Here is a 16389-nt window from a genome sequence, read left to right on the forward strand (position 1 = left end):
TGCCACAGTTCAATTGTCGATTGTATCCCGTTTATATGAACCTGTTTAGGATTTTTCTTTTGACGGGGTTTTGTCATTCCGACGCAGGAGGAATCTTCGGTAGCAAAGCCAGATTTACGCTTTACCGAAGATTCCTCCTACGTCGGAATGACAAAACCCCACCCACTTCTTGACTTTTTTGTAAATCATAAACAGCCTATATAATAAGAGTTTAAAATTTCATGGTGTCATTTCCCTTTAATCAATGCCTGGGTTCTGAAACCCACATCGGAATTGATCTTGCCAAAGGTAGTCTGTCAGTAGCTGTACCGACAGCCTTTGTTTGTAATACGAATTTGTAATTATTTCTTACTTGAGAAACGTTACTTGACGAATCATTACACTAAGGGATAGCAGCAACCAATCGTAAAAGAAATTCTATTTTAGCTTTACCCGAGGATGGAGGCAAATGGGCTTACTAGTACGTCTGGACAAATCAGTATCCTACTACCTATCCAGACGTACTAGTAAGCCCTCGATCGAGGGTATACTAGGGAGGGGCCACTGTGACGACTAGGCCAGGGCTCACTGCTGGAAATACTCGACCTTATCGGCGTCAGTGTTGTTGTTGGTACGCGTCTCACCCCCACCCAACACCGTCGCACTGCAGTTGACCATGCCCGTGGTGCTGCCCGCCCTGAGCTGACCCGTTAAGCCAATGCTCAGCCTGTCGCCACCTCCAATCGACTGAGTAGTGGTGAGGATGTAGTAAGCCGCATCGCTACTCAACGTCCAGCTCCCATTCTGCACACTACGTCCCTCTACGCTGGTTAAGGCCTCATTCAGACTCAGGCTTATGCGGGCATCTTTGGTAATTTTGACCGTAATGAGGCCACTACTGACCACCCCATTGGTTTCCACCACATCCACCACCACGCTGAAGGGAGCGGAGCCGTAAACCAGGGTCGGTCGGGCATAGAGCAACAGGGTCAGATCGGGGGGCAGCGCCCGTTCATAGGCCCCCATATCAATGATACCATTCTGAATCCGCACATTGCCTGCCAGATCAGTAGGAGGGCCACTGACAGCGGTGTAAGCGGTCGTGCTGCCCTTGTTAATGGCCTGGGAACCGGCCGCTAACTGGGTATCGGTAGCACTCACAAAAGGGGAGGTGCTCGCCGTGAGGTTGGTAGGATCAGACGTGTAGCCCGTTACCGTGTTGTCGAACAAACTGTAGGTCGTTGTGACGGACGCGACCGTTGGGCTGCTCACGTTGTAGAATGTATTGCTCCCGCCGTTGCCAAACAGCACACAATTGGTGAGTTGCGCGATACTGGTGTTGTTGGCGATCGCTCCACCCTGGTTGGTCGTAGTCCCTCCCGAAACCGAATTATTCAGAAAACTACAGTTAATCAATTGCGGGTTGCTGGCGCCGTTATTGATGGCTCCGCCCCGGGTGTTGGTGCCGCCCATAGCCGAGTTCGTAACAAAACTACAGTTAATCAACTGCGGGTTGCTGTTGACGTTATTGGCCATCGCTCCACCGAAGTTACTGGAACTTCCTGAAACTGAGTTAGCCAGGAAATTGCAGTTGATCAGAAGCGGGCTACTGTTGGTGAAATTACTGATCGCCCCACCGTAGCTGAATTGGCCATTTGCCCCCGAAACCGAATTGCCCTCAAACTGACAGTTGGTCAGCTGTGGGCTGCTGCCATTGCCGTTGTAGATGGCCCCGCCCCGGCTGGTGGAGGTGCTGGTCACCGATACGGCATTCGACACAAAGCTACAGTTGCGCAGAGTGGGGCTGCTGCCCTCGTTGAACATTCCGCCCCCCAGACTGCCACCGGCCCCGCCAGTAATCACAAACCCATCCAGTACCGCCGTTGTGGTCAGGCTCAAGCTCGCCGGATTGCTGATGACCCGAAAACTGTTGTCGCTGGTATTGCCCACCGTACCGATATCCCCACTGAGCGTTGTGATGGCGGGTTGGCCTGTCACGGGATTGAGGGCTGGACGATCGGTCAGGGCCGTTTCATTGCCCGCAAAACCGCCGTAAATAGTTACCCCATTTCTCAGGGCAAAGCTGGCATTGCGGTCACTCCCGGTAGTTGGTTTATACGTCCCGGCAGCCACCCAAACCTGCCCGCTATTCCCGCAACTGGCGGCCGCGTTGATCCCAAACTGAAGTTGACTGCTTCCGAGCGCATTGGCCCAACTGCTGCCGTCGCGTTGCCCGCTCCCGGTTTGAGTCACATAAATAACCGGGCCGCAACTAATGGGCGTAACGGTGATGGCCAGACTCGCCACGGTTGAACAGTTGGCTCCGTTCCTGGCCGTTACCGAGTAGGTAACGCTGGTGGTGGGGTTGATCACGATTGAGCTACTGGTGCTGCCCGTCACCCAGTTGAACGAAGTGGCTCCCGTGCCCGATGCCATGAGGGTAATGGCAGCCCCCTGTGTGACGGTAGCCGATGGGCTGGCCGTGATGGTGACGCTCGGTCTGGTATCCGTTACGATAGCCGTGGCGGAGTTGAAGCAGCCATTAGTCGCCACGCCCGTCACTGAGTACGTACCGGGCGTAGTGGCAGTCAGCGTATTGCCCGTGGTATTGTCGCTCCAGGTGTATGCGCTGGCTCCGCTGGCGGTCAGTAAAACCGATGAAGCCTGACAGATGCTGGCTGGGTTGGGACTGATGCTAACAGTCGGTTTATTTTCCGTTATAATGGCCGTGGCAGTGTTGGTGCAGCCGTTGCCATCCACACCCGTCACCGAGTACGTACCGGCCGTGGTGGCAGTCAGTGTATTATCCGTGGTATTGTTGCTCCAGGTGTATGTGCCGGCTCCGCTGGCGGTCAGCAAGATCGATTTACCCTGACAGATAGTAGCCGATCCGGGACTGATGCTGATGGTCGGTTTGTTTTCCGTTACGACAGCCGTGGTGGAGTTGGTACAACCATTGCCATCCACGCCCGTCACCGAATACGTACCGGCCGTAGTGGCGGTTAGTGTATTACCCGTCGTACTGTTGCTCCAGGTGTAGGAGCTGGCTCCGCTGGCGGTCAGTAGCACGGACTTACCCTGACAGATGGTGGCCGAGCCGGGACTGACGCTGACGGTCGGTTGATTCACCGTCAGGTTGAAGGCCGTTGAGGTGAGTGAATTGCAGCTCCCCGTCACCACCAGCGAATAACTGCCGGCATCGGCCGGTTGTACATTGATCAGGCTAAGGGTAGCCGATGTCTGGCCCGTAACGGGGTTGGCAAAGCTGTCTTTGTACCATTGGTAGGTCAGGTATGTACCGCTCACGCTGACTGGTACCGACACGGATGCCCTCCCGCACACCACTGAGCTGGCAGCCGGTTGAGCGGTGATGGCTACGGTGGGATCATACTGAAGCTCATAGGCACCCATATCGATCCGGCAGCCAACAATACGGGGGTTGCCCGCTACGTCCGTCCCCTGAACACTGCTGTAGCCCGCGTTGACGGCGGGGGAGTTGGCCGCTAATGCAGGGCTGTTGGGGCTGGCAAACGGGGAGGTACTGGTTGTGATGGTGTTTAATGTACCTTCTACACCTTCGGGATAGTAGTTCGTTGCGGAGGACTCAATCAGGCTGTTACGGACCCGGATAATGTCGAAAACATATTGCCCTCCTGTACTCCCGGCGGCAAACGTTTTGGCTCCCCCATTACCAAACACGACACAACTAAGCAGGGTTACGTCGCAGAAGCTATACAGAAAACCTTGTCTTGCCTGACTATAGGCGTATATCGCTCCACCCAGGTTTGCCGCCGTATTCGCCTGAAAAGAGCAGTTGGTCAACTTAGCGTTGATTGACCCTCCTGACGCTGATAAATAAATAGCCCCGCCAAGCCTGCCAAGGTCACGCGTGTCCTGCTTAATTGAGTTTCCCTGAAAGGAACAGTTGATCAGCTCTGGATAAGAATACCCTCCCGCATCTGCACTGTGGTTGATGGCCCCGCCCGCTATGTCAGCCGTGTTGTCCTGAAACAGGCAGTTGGTTAGCCTGAAGTGGGACGCGCCACTATTATTGCTGTAGTTTTCCATGGCTCCCCCATTAACAGCCGTGTTGTTGATGAAGTGGCAATTGTCGAACTGAGGACTGCAAAAAAACGCACTGCCACTGGCATTGTTGCTGACCGCCCCGCCCGCTCGCGCTGAATTATCCCGAAAAACGCAGTTGATCAGGATAGGGCTGCAGTTCTGTGGATCACTACTAGATCCCCCCGGCGATGCATCGTTATAGATGGCCCCTCCATGGGAAGCCGCATTGCCCTGAAACAAGCAGTTACGCACCGTGGGGCTCATGACGCCTGCCGGGCGTCGGCATATGTTTGCCATGCCTCCTCCCCCCTCAGAAGAATAGACATCATTGGCATTACCGCCCGTAATGACAAAACCATCCAGAATATCGGTTGAGCCCAGTCCATCGCGATTCAGGATGACGTGGTAGCTGTTGTCTGAGTTGTTACCCACCACACCAATGTCGCCGGAGAGGATTGTCGCGCTGGGGTTACCCTTGACGGGGTTGATGGCCGGTCGGGCACCCAGGGACGTTTCATTGCCCACAAACCCCCCGTAGATTTCCACTCCGGGTCGCATGGCAAAACTGATGGTGCGGTCAGTACCGGTAGTCGGTTTATACGTACCGGCCGCCACCCAGACTTTCTCGGTTCCGAGAAGGTCGATCTGGCTTTGCAGGTCACCGCTGGCATTGGCCCAGCTATCGCCGTTACCCGTACCACCCGCTTTAACGTAGCGGATGGGTTTGTCGGACCTCACCCATAGGGTGCAACTACCCTCGCCCCAACAGCCGGTGACCTGGTCCATAACCCGCACCGTGAAGGAAAATCTGCCCACCTGGGTGGGGGTACCACTCAGTACGCCCGACGTAGACAGCGATATGCCCGGGGGGAGGCTGCCGCTGAGCAGCGAATAGGAACTACTGCCGCCCGAAGGAGAAAACGTCTGGTTATAGGCGGTGCCCACCGTTACAGTGCTCGGGCTGGGTGGACTAACCGTGATCGTGCTGGGAGCCCCCTGAAACTCAACCGCACCCATGTCGATGCGGCCACCGTAGAAGCGATTATTACCCGCCAGATCGGTACTGGGACCATTGATATTATTGTATGAAAAGTCATAGCCTCTGTCGATAGCCGGAGCGCAGGCATTGAGGGCTACCGAACTGGTACTAACAAAGGGATTGACCGTTACGCCACCCACATTATAATAAGCATTAGTGGTGAAAGCAGGAGTAAACGCGGCACCGGTCTCGAATAACGAGCATGTGGCCTCCACGTAGGAGTTCGCGGAATTACGAATGGCATTGCTCTCTCCATTGCCGAACAGTACGCAGTTATTCGGTTTCGGCTGACTATTGCCCCCAACACCGGTACCGTCATTGTAGACGGCCCCGCCCTGGGAAGCCGAATTGTTCTGAAACGAGCAATTCGTCAGCACCGGCCTGGCGGTGAAAGTCTCACCAACGTTGAAGATAGCCCCGCCCGCTGTGGCAGCCGAATTGCCCTGAAACGAACAGTTGGTCAGCATCACCTGATTGCTCCCCGAATATTTATAATTAAAGACGGCCCCGCCCGATATGGTAGCCGAATTACCCCGAAATGAACAGTTGGTGAGCATCGAATTACCGCTGCTACCCACATTATAAATGTAGAAGGCCCCGCCGATACTCGCCGAGTTGCCCTGAAACGAGCAGTTACGCACTGTGGGGCTCGCCCCCGGTCCACTCGCAGTACCCGGGTTGAACATCCCGCCCCCCGCCGAGCTACCACCATTGGCATTACCCCCTGTGATGATAAAGCCGTCGAGCACCGCCGTATTGATTAGGGTTATCGGGTTGCTGATGACGTGGTAACTGTTGTCGGCGATGATGCCTGGGGTACCCAGGTCGCCACTGAGTATACTACTGCTGGGCGTGGTCAGGTTGATGGCCGGACGCTGGCTCAGGGCAGTCTCGGTACCTGCGAAGCCTCCATAGATAGCGACCCCGTCCTTCATCGAAAAGCTGATGGCGCGGTCGGTGCTGGTGGTAGGCTTATACGTACCGGCCGCTACCCAGACCTGATCAGTGGCCGCACTGGCATTGATTATTGCCTGCAGGTTGCCGCTGGCGTTGGCCCAACTGCTGCCGTCGCCGGTGCCCGTGGCAGCTGGCTTAACATAGCGAATGGTCTGGGCCTGAGCCAGCAGGTCCATGCCGAGCAGTAGTACGAGCAGACTCAAGGCTCCCGTTCTAAAGTGGGTAAAGAAAGGTAAAGAAAGCGTCATAAGAGGATTAGTTGGCAGATGATTACGGGGAAAGAAAGCAAACAAAATGGGTAGCGGGTAGGCCTATCCGCCACATAGCCTACTTCCCTTGTCGCTCTTTGGAAGAGACCGATGGGTCGGCAGGATACGCTAGAGCCGCCATACGGGCAGTGGACAAAACCAGTTGGTTCAACCAGGTGAAGCAGGCACAAAGAGATTGATCAGAGTTAAAAAGAGGAAGATTCAAAGGCCTTTAACACGGGGGTGAAAAAAAGATGATTTTTCGGTGCTGAACGCTGGTGCAAGTTTAGCCCAATGCCCTCGTATGTATGTGCATTTTTCACCCAAATAGGTGCATTTTTCACCCAAACCGATGCATTTTTGTCACACCTTAGCCAAAAAATGAAACAGAAGCAGTCGATTTGTTTCACTCATTGGGGAAAATAAAACCGATAACCCAGTGACGAGTTCACAAGCGAAATTAGTTGCGTCAGCCCCAGGGCAGACAAGCAAAGGGGACCTGAGTAAATCGGATACGGGATCAATGACAAGCCAACCCTGACCGACATCACCCCGTCGACAGGGTACCGGCGACGGGGTCATGAGCTGGGGGGCTGCCCGTTCTTGGTGCTCGAGCCATCTGCCGCGGGCGTTAAGAAGCCCTATCTTTTTACACCCGTGCACGAGGCATGACGGCGTCAGTAATTCCTTACCTGAGGACGCTTCGCCTACAGAAAGCCGGAGCGCTGCTGAAACAGTCATCATTGAGTGTTGCCGAAGTTGCCTATGCGGTGGGCTTCGACAATCCCCGGTACTTCAGCCGGGTTTTTTCGGAAGAAAAAGGGGGCTCCCCCAGCAGCTTTAGAGACATGGACTAGCTCACATATTTCGGACAGTTTTGCTCCAGCAGACCAGCTGCTTCGGTAAAGTCACCTTAAGGGTATTATATTCGCCATCACCACAATTGCGATGAGTAACATGATTTTCCCGTCGTTTTTGAAGTGTAGATCTTCAACTACGGTCGTCTGTGCGGTTGAACCCCTGGGTTTTGAGATGCTTGAAGCATGTTTTAATCCGCCAACGAGAGTAGCTCAGCAGAGTCATTTTTTTGCTCTTGAGCATAACGATTGATAAAGTTCCTCCGTTGTGTGCGAACCCTTTGATAACGCTCCGGTTGCGTTGATAAGCCTGACGAGTTAGTTTCGAACAGCTGTGACCAGGTGCTTAGTCAATGGGACGTTTGGAACAGCCTTCGTTGAATCATATCGTTGCGCGCTGCTTTTCGTCATCTGTCCATTTTACCGCTCAGATGGAATTTATAAACCTAGGATAGGACGTAACATATTCGTGAATAACTTGCTTATAGCACGAGCTGGTGAATCAACATTTTGTAGTTACACTTAACTCTCAGCACAGTGCATTTAAAATACCTTACATATCATGAGGGGGTATGTAGACGTGTTCAGGCCGATTAGTCCGCCGGGGTGATCTTGCTGAGTATCGTTTTGTCGATGTAGAACGTACCGAAGGGAACCATACAGGCCAGTAAGACTTTCCAGGTTGTGGTTTTAAACTTCCAGTTATACTCTACGCCAACGCTTATCGTATTGAAAACGAATAGCAGAAATAAGATACCATGAACGGGCCCAATGGACCTGACCAGGACCGGATTATCGAATAGATGTTTGGCGGGAACGGCAATGCCAATTAACAGGATCAGCGAAATACCTTCCAGTAAACCGAGTAAGCGCAGGCGTCCGATGTTTGTGACGAAGTAATTTTTCATGATTAGTACGGTCTGAAATACGGTCTGTTTGCAAGTGGTGAAAACGGCCACAGAATGGCCAGGAAAATAAGCCCAAGGGCAATGGAAAACCAAACCAGCATCGTTCTGAATTTCTCTTTATCGGTCGGTTTCCGTTTTGCCAGCGCTGAGCCAATCGTAATGACAACAATGGCCGTCAGCATGAGCAGGAAGTGGATAATGCCAAAAAAGGCCAGGTCGATCCGTTGACTTTCCTGTTTAAAATTAGCAAAGAAATACTTGATAATCGGACTGGTGAAGTATAACGTAAAGCCGATCACCAGCTGACTATGCGCAATGGTTGCTGTCCAATGCCGGGCGGAATTATCCGTTTTGGTGAATACACCATCAGAAGTGTAACCTCGATACGCTCTGCCGATAGCGTACAATAAACTCACTAAGACAAGCCAGCGGAAAAGTGAATGAAAAAACAGCAGTGACGAATACATGTTCGTTACGTTGTTTACGCCCTGCAAAGGTCAACGTAACGAACGATTTTTGAGTAGGATGGACGAAGCTGATTTTAGGATTTTTCAATCATCTGGCGGAAAGCCAGTGGCGTAACACCTTCGTATTTTTTGAATAGACGGCTAAAATAAGACGCATCGAAAATACCGACTTCAGCTGCTACGTCACTGATTGATAAAGCGCTCTGGTGAAGGAGCACCTTTGCTTCCAGCACAATGGCTTCGTCAATCCATTTGGTCGGCGATTTGCCGATAATGGTCCTGACGGATTTGTTTAGATGGTTGGGCGTAATGTTCAGTAAAGTTGCGTAATCAGTGACGCGGTGGTTGGTTTTAAGGGTTGAAAACAGCAGTTCCTTAAATCGATTGGTAATGGTAACCGCATTCGTTTGCGTACTGGACGACATTGGTTTATAAACCCGGTTGATCTCGCAGAGAAGCGCCACGAAATACGATTGAATAATGTCCAGGTCCGTCAATCCATTTTCTGAATAAGCAAGTAGTATTCGCCGGAAAAGATGCGCGACAAAGTCGGACGTTTGGCCGTCCAGACTAATACGGGGGTTGCCCCATACGCGCAAAAAGTCAAAATCCTTCAGCAGCTCTGCCTTTCCAAATTTACCGATGATCATGTCGTTGTGGAAGTTGCATAGATAGCCCTGATTGAGATCGAGATTGGCGAACGAAAAAACCTGCCCTGCCGGAACCACCAGACACTCGTCTTTGACAATTTTGTGGGTCTCACTGCCAACGGTCATGATTGCTTCGCCATCGGTGAGGTAAATCAATGTGTGGTTGGTGCTGCGAACGGGTGGAACCGGCAGTTTGATCAGGCGAATCAGTTCGTCGACCTTAACAACGAAAAACTTACCAAAATCCAGCTTCAGCAACGTATCGATACGTGGTTCGGTCTGAATATAACTTTCCCGAAACGATTCAACGCTGTAGGTTTTTATCTTGCTTTTGGTCACCTTTTTTCTGCTTTCGATGAACTCAAAACTACAGGAAATTCCAATCGAAGACACTGGCCGTTTTGGGAAGACAAGTATCTTTGAGAAACCCAACGATACATCCGATCTGGATTTGAAATCATAACCTTATGAACCGAACCGAATTTCTTTCGCTCGGCGGCCTTCCAGTTCTGTTAGCGCTTACAGCCATGACCCAAAACGACACCGAACCCGAAACGTTTTTATTCAAAGACGACGGTAAAATTCCCAACAACAAATACCCGCTACTGCTCTACAAAAAAGCGTTTCAGGCAACGGGTTCAGCAGGTGCATTAGGGATGGAAGAGCATTTTGCGGCTAACAACTGGACTAATTCCTGGCGGAATGGCGTCTTTTCGTATCATCATTATCATAGCACAACGCACGAAGTTCTGGGGATTTACAGCGGTTCGGCACTCCTGCAATTAGGTGGAGAAAAGGGACAGAGAGTTCGGGTTCAGGCCGGTGATATTATTGTAATTCCCGCTGGCGTCGGCCATAAAAAACTCGAATCATCGGCTGATTTTGGGGTGGTAGGCGCTTATCCCGACGGGCGGAGTTATGATACGTTACGGGGTGAGCCCGGCGAGCGCCCGCAGGCCGACAAGAACATAGCCGCTGTGCCCATCCCAACCACCGATCCATTTTTGGGTAAAGACGGTGGAGTGGGCGATTTTTGGAAATAGCAGGACGTAGCATTGGTTTTAACGTTCTTTTTGAACTTAGCACCCATTGAACGTTTTTAAACTTTGTCGGAGAAAGCTTTCCGGGCAGAATCAACGTAAAGAACTATGGAATACAGACAATTGGGTGCGTCAGGACTATTTGTTCCGGTACTGAGTTTTGGGACCGCTACGTTTGGCGGACAAGGCGATTTTTTTAAAGCCTGGGGTAATACGCAGGTAGACGAAGCGACCCGCTTGGTCGATCTCTGTCTGGATGCGGGCGTCAATCTGTTCGACACGGCCGACATTTATTCGGATGGGGCTTCGGAGGAAATTCTGGGTAAAGCCATTCAGGGTAAGCGCGACAACGTGCTCATTTCGACTAAAGCCACGTTTACATTTGGCCAGGGACCTAATAATCAGGGCTCATCGCGGTTTCATTTGCTCAAACAATGTGAAGCCAGCCTGAAACGCCTGAACACAGATCATATTGACATTTATCATATGCACGGCTTCGATGGAAACACGCCGGTTGAAGAAACGCTGCGTACGCTGGACGATCTGGTACAGAGCGGCAAGGTGCGCTACATTGCCTGTTCTAATTTCTCGGGCTGGCATCTGATGAAATCGCTGGCTGTCTCGGAAAAATACGGCTGGAATCGCTACGTTGCTCATCAGGTCTACTACTCGCTGGTAAACCGGGAATATGAGTGGGAGCTGATGCCGCTCGGGATCGATCAGAACGTAGGCGCGTTTATCTGGAGTCCGCTGGCCGGTGGTCGGTTAGGGGGCAAATACGGACGTAATAAACCGAAACCAACCGAAGGTCGTGTTGTGGAAGGCGGCAGCCCGGTTCCGCAGGCTGTGGTCCCTGAAGAAACGTTCTATACTATTACTGATGCGCTGGATGAAGTCGCTGAAGAAACGGGGAAATCCGTTGCGCAGGTATCGCTTAACTGGCTCTTGCATCGGCCAACGGTGTCGAGCATCGTGATTGGCGCACGTAATGAAGAACAACTTAAACAGAACCTGGAATCTGTCGGCTGGAATCTGACCACTGACCAGATTAAGAAATTAGATGCCGCCAGCGACGTACCAACCATTTATCCGTATTGGCACCAACGTCAGAATCTGACGCTAAATCCGCTGCCGAAGTTTTACTAGGAGCCATCTGTACAAACAGAACGCAGATTTTTATGATCCTGGTAATCATAAAAATCTGCGTTCTGTTTCTTATTGATAGTTGCTGTTATTGATTTACTCGATTTCGCGGGTCAGGCTTTAGTTCGATCTGATATTCTTTTGGCGGCTCGGCACCTAACAGATTTTTGACGAAATAATCCCAGCGACGACGCATCATGTAGGAACTGTAGCTGCCAAACGCGTGGGCACTGTTGGGGAATATCACCAGATCATAATCTTTATTGGCTTTTTCCAGGGCCTCAACGACCAGCAACGTATTGTAAGGCGGTACGTTATTGTCCATCATGCCGTGCGCCAGCATTAGCTTGCCTTTCAGGTTTTTGGCGTAGTTCTGGTTAGCCTGCGCTTCATAGTCGGAATTAGCCGCCAGGCCATTATAGCGTTCGCCCCAGTCGTCCTCATAATTGCGGTTGTCGTGGTTGCCCGACTCAGAAATACCTACTTTGAAGAAATCAGGATGACGGAACATAGCCGTTGCCGTAGCAAATCCACCACCCGAATGCCCCCAGATACCTACGCGACTCGTATCCATATACGTATATTTCTGAGCCAGTTGCCGGATGCCGCCAATCTGATCAGGAAGCGTATTTTCGGCCATATTCCCGTAACTCATATCGTGGAAACTCTTGGAACGTAGCGGATTGCTCGTTCCTTCAATTTCAACCACGATGAATCCCAATTCAGCCAACGCCTGATTATCGCGTCTGGCCGCCGAAAACGACCAGTTGCCAACGCTACCCCCCTGCGGACCCGGATAAATGTAATTCACAATCGGGTACTCCTTACTCGGATCGAGCTGAGTCGGCTTATACATCAATCCATAGATGTCGGTTTTGCCGTCGTGCGCTTTTACCGTGATTGGAGTAGGCGGCTGCCAGCCGGTCGCTGTCAATCTGGAAATATCCATTTTTTCGAGCGTGGTAATGATCTTACCGTCTTTGTTACGTAGTACGATAACGGGTGGAACATCCGGTTTTGAATACGTATCAACAAAATAGGCTCCTGATGGGGAAATGGATACCTGATGATTCCCTTCTTCGGGCGTTAACACCGTCAAGTTTTTACCATCGAAGCCAACTTTGCAAAACTGACTAAAATACGGATTAACAGCCTGTCGCCCATTGGCCATGAAGTAGAGTACGCGGTTTTTCTCGTCCACTTTCAGGAGTCGGGTAACCAGCCAGTCGCCTTTCGTAATCTGGTTTTTTACTTTCCCGGTCGAGGCATCGTACAGATAAAGATGTCCCCAGTTGTCGCGCTCCGAGAACCAGATAAACTCGTTTGTTTTGTCCAGATACCGCCAGTTGATGGCTCCCCAGCCGGATTCATATTGCGTCGGTACGGTCTCTTCAAAAACTTCACGTACCGTTCCCGTTGCGGCATCGGCCAGGCGAATTTTTTCCTGTTTATGATCGCGGGAGGTTGAAACGAAAGCCAGTTTTGATCCGTCGTCGTTCCAGTTTACATCGTCGAACGTACCGCTGCTGGCTATGTCATCACTTAGGGTAGCCCGGTGTGGATCGGGGGGAATCTGTAACTGGATAACTTTCGGATTATCGACCTCAATAATAACCCGCTGGATGGTTGCTACGTCCTTGTCACCCGGCAGCGGATACTTCCATTGTTTCAGGGTTGGCTTGCCCACGTTCGTCGTAACCAGGTACATATCACTCACGTTACGCTGATCCTGCCTGAACGTAGCAATCTTTTTCGAATCCGGCGACCACGTCAGAATGGCCCTGTCGCTCGATTTCCAGCCAGCGTTATCCGTCGCGTAGCCAAAATCCTTTATGCCATCGGTGGTAAGCTGCGTTTGCTTGCCGGTTGGCACGTCACGAACCCATAAATTATAGTCTTTGATGTAAGCCGCTTTCTTTTTATCGGGAGAAAGTACCTCAAGACCAGCCGCTTCTCCTCTGGGTGGACGGCCACCATCGCCAGCTTCCTGTACGGGTTGCTTAGGAGCTGTACCGGCTGTGATTTGATTGCTCTGTAAATCATAATTCCACCATTTTCCGCCTGTTTGAAAGGAAATCGATTTAGCATCGGGCGAAAAACTAAAGCTTTGAAACGGCAGCATCGATGCGTCGTATGTTTTGCCGGTTGCCGCCGACAGCGCACTGGTCAGTTTCTGGTGGTCAAAAGCCGCCGAGCGCGTGCCTTTCGCTGGATCGACCAGGATAAATTCGCTTCCCTTCGCGGTTAAATCCCGATACCAGAATCGTTCACTGGGTAGCCAGTTGGGACGCACACTGCCATGATCGACAAGTTGTTCGGCATTGGTCGAAACAAACCGTTGGGCCTGATCATAGTCTTTAGTCGTTAACGTGTTACGTTGTTGAGCCTGAGCGGATACGATTAACGCAAACCCAATGCCCGCAAAGAAAAGTTTATGCATTTGTTGATTGAATTTGACGAAATATACTACGTAGAAATGTCAAATTCACAGTTTGTGCTTATAGCAAAATCACGACGCTTGAGCCTTATATTCGCCTAACGGATGTTAGCTACTGCCAATGTGGTATTATCACCAGATTCTCTTAGGATATTTCTATACAATCGACAACCTGAATAATTCCGATAAACTAAGTTCTTATGACATTTACTACGCAACGTTTAACAAGTAGCTGGTACAAGCTCTGCTACGTTACTCTATGTTTTCTTTTCTCGGTATTGACACACGAATCGGCTGCTCAAAGTCCTGTCAATAAACAGGATTCGATTTACGTCCGCGAGAACTATACAAAACTCGAACGGATGATCCCCATGCGTGATGGCGTGAAGCTGTTTACGTCGATTTACGTGCCGAAACGTACCGATCAGAAATATCCCATTATGCTGGGACGTACGCCGTACAGCGTAGCGCCTTATGGGGAAGACAAATACAAAACATCGCTGGGACCGTCCATGATCTTTGCGCGGGATGGCTACATCATTGTTTATCAGGACGTAAGAGGTCGGTATATGTCGGAAGGCGATTTCGTAGCGGTACGTCCTTACATGCCCAATAAGAAAAAGAAAACCGATGTTGATGAGACTACCGATACGTATGACACCATCGACTGGCTACTCAAAAATGTGCCGAACAACAACGGTCGGGTTGGTACCTGGGGCATATCGGCGCCGGGATTTTACACCACAATGACGGCTATCGATGCACATCCAGCGTTAAAGGCCGTTTCGCCACAGGCGCCAGTGACGGACTGGTTCATGGGTGATGATCGTCATCATAACGGCGCGTTTTTTCTGATGGGTACCTTCGCTTTTCTTTTCTCCTATGGGCAGCCTCGCCCGACGCCAACGCCGAAAAATAGCCCTGCTTTTTCGGCTTACGGTACGCCAAGTGGGTATGAGTTCTATAAGAATTTAGGGCCGCTTAAGAACGCTAATGAGCGGATTTTTAAGGACCAGAATGCTATCTGGAACGAGATGATGAATCATGAAGCGTACGATGAATTCTGGCAGGCCCGTACGCCCGTTCCATATCTGAAGAATATTAAACCGGCGGTTATGACGGTTGGTGGCTGGTTCGATCAGGAAGATTTATACGGTCCGCTGAAAACGTATGCGGGTATCGAGCGGAACAATCCGAAATCGCCGAATCTGCTGGTGATGGGCCCCTGGATTCATGGTGGCTGGGCTCGATCGACGGGCGAAATCTTGGGGAATATTCGCTTTGACGCCAAAACCGCTCCGTTTTTTCGGGACTCGATTGAATTTCCTTTTTTCAATCACTACTTAAAAGATACCCCGAATCCGCAGCTTCCGAAAGCCTACATTTTCGAAACAGGGTCAAACGAATGGAAAAAATACGAGCAGTGGCCTCCCAAAGCCGCTCAGCAGAAAAAGCTTTATTTCCACCCGAATGGCAAACTCTCATTTGAGACTCCTCCAACCAGTCAGGTCCCATTCGATGAATATATCAGTGACCCGAAAAAACCAGTTCCGTACACGGCTGAAATTCGGAATGTACGGGGTAGTGATTTTATGTATGAAGATCAACGCTTTGCCGCTACCCGGCCCGATGTGGTTGTGTATGAGTCGGATACGCTGACGGAGGACGTAACGATATCGGGAAATATGATGGCGGATCTGTTTGTCTCGACAACCGGAACGGATGCTGATTTTGTTGTCAAGCTGATTGACGTCTATCCCGACAAAGCGCCGAACAACAGCCCGATTGCAGCGACAAAAATGGGCGGGTTTCAACTGCTGGTGCGGGGTGAGGTGATGCGGGCTAAGTTCCGAAACAGTTTCTCGAAGCCCGAGCCGATGAAACCGGGGGAGGTCGCGGAAATCAAATTTGATATGCAGGATGCCGCCCATACCTTCAAAAAAGGACACAAACTCATGGTGCAGGTCCAGAGCTCCTGGTTTCCGCTGGTTGATCGAAATCCACAAAAGTTTGTCAACATTTATCAGGCCACCGAAGCCGATTTTCAGAAGGCTACGCACCGGATTTACTTTTCACCCCAGCAACCGTCGAGTGTGGTAGTCAGTGTATTAAACGAAGACAATTAACATGATCCAGTTCAAACGATTAGACCATATGCTTATTTGCATTCCTGAAGGAGCTACTGAGCAGGCCCGAGCATTTTATGGAGACGTGCTACGTCTGGAAGAAATTCCGGGTAATCATCCATCGGGAGCGATCTGGTTCAATATTGCCGATATTCAGTTGCATATTCGTGAAGAGGCTGGCGGGAATTATTCCAAGCGGCACCCCGCATTTGAAGTGACGAACTTAGCGGAAGCAAAACAGGAACTGGAACGTAACGGTCTTGCCATCGAATACTCCTCTGAAATTGATGGGCGGCAGCGCTTTTTCTTCCGCGACCCGTTCGATAACCGGATTGAATTATTGGAATTTATTGGGTAGGACGTAACGAAAAGTGTCTGACTTGTTACGGACAGACCGAAAAACCTAAAACTACTGGCTTTATGAAAATAACAAACGTATTGTCTCGTACGTACTTAACTTTAACGATGTAAAT

At 50.8% G+C, this 16389-nt stretch carries 10 protein-coding genes; 5 read left to right on the forward strand and 5 right to left on the reverse strand.

All coding sequences use genetic code 11. The features are described from left to right. Positions 1 to 564 precede the first annotated feature (564 nt). Entirely contained in the window at positions 565 to 6288 is a 5724-nt protein-coding gene (locus tag IC230_RS23575) for a beta strand repeat-containing protein (protein ID WP_191041528.1), read from the reverse strand. A 668-nt stretch (positions 6289 to 6956) separates the two neighbouring features. Between IC230_RS23575 and IC230_RS23580 the strand changes: the two genes are divergently transcribed. Further along, complete coding sequence (locus IC230_RS23580; protein ID WP_223860804.1) at positions 6957 to 7145, forward strand: helix-turn-helix transcriptional regulator; 189 nt, start codon at positions 6957 to 6959, stop codon at positions 7143 to 7145. 593 nt (positions 7146 to 7738) lie between these two features. Here IC230_RS23580 and IC230_RS23585 read toward each other — a convergent pair. From IC230_RS23585 to IC230_RS34675, 3 genes are all read right to left on the reverse strand, one after another. After that, complete coding sequence (locus IC230_RS23585) at positions 7739 to 8053, reverse strand: DUF3817 domain-containing protein (RefSeq protein ID WP_191041529.1); 315 nt, start codon at positions 8051 to 8053, stop codon at positions 7739 to 7741. Between the two features lie 2 nt (positions 8054 to 8055). Then, positions 8056 to 8520: a hypothetical protein gene (locus IC230_RS23590; protein WP_191041530.1), complete on the reverse strand. Its 465-nt coding sequence runs from the start codon at positions 8518 to 8520 to the stop codon at positions 8056 to 8058. A 74-nt stretch (positions 8521 to 8594) separates the two neighbouring features. Next, positions 8595 to 9563, reverse strand: coding sequence for a helix-turn-helix domain-containing protein (locus tag IC230_RS34675; protein ID WP_191041531.1), 969 nt, complete (start codon positions 9561 to 9563; stop codon positions 8595 to 8597). Positions 9564 to 9637: 74 nt separating this feature from the next. Here IC230_RS34675 and IC230_RS23600 point away from each other — a divergent pair, with 74 nt between their 5' ends. Together IC230_RS23600 and IC230_RS23605 are read left to right on the forward strand one after the other, a co-directional pair. Continuing rightward, on the forward strand, positions 9638 to 10213 hold the full coding sequence (locus tag IC230_RS23600) for a cupin domain-containing protein (protein ID WP_191041532.1): 576 nt from the start codon (positions 9638 to 9640) through the stop codon (positions 10211 to 10213). A 105-nt stretch (positions 10214 to 10318) separates the two neighbouring features. Continuing rightward, positions 10319 to 11356, forward strand: coding sequence for an aldo/keto reductase (locus tag IC230_RS23605; RefSeq protein ID WP_191041533.1), 1038 nt, complete (start codon positions 10319 to 10321; stop codon positions 11354 to 11356). Between the two features lie 85 nt (positions 11357 to 11441). Here the strand turns inward: IC230_RS23605 and IC230_RS23610 are convergent, their stop codons facing one another. Next, a complete protein-coding gene (locus IC230_RS23610; protein ID WP_191041534.1) occupies positions 11442 to 13793 on the reverse strand; it encodes a S9 family peptidase in 2352 nt (783 codons plus the stop codon). A gap of 197 nt (positions 13794 to 13990) precedes the next feature. Here IC230_RS23610 and IC230_RS23615 point away from each other — a divergent pair, with 197 nt between their 5' ends. Further along, positions 13991 to 15916 (forward strand): CocE/NonD family hydrolase, encoded by a 1926-nt coding sequence (locus tag IC230_RS23615; protein ID WP_191041535.1) that lies wholly within the window; start codon positions 13991 to 13993, stop codon positions 15914 to 15916. Between the two features lies 1 nt (position 15917). Then, positions 15918 to 16274: a VOC family protein gene (locus tag IC230_RS23620; RefSeq protein ID WP_191041536.1), complete on the forward strand. Its 357-nt coding sequence runs from the start codon at positions 15918 to 15920 to the stop codon at positions 16272 to 16274. Positions 16275 to 16389 lie beyond the last annotated feature (115 nt).

The organism is Spirosoma validum, assembly GCF_014699035.1.
Lineage (GTDB): Bacteria > Bacteroidota > Bacteroidia > Cytophagales > Spirosomataceae > Spirosoma > Spirosoma validum.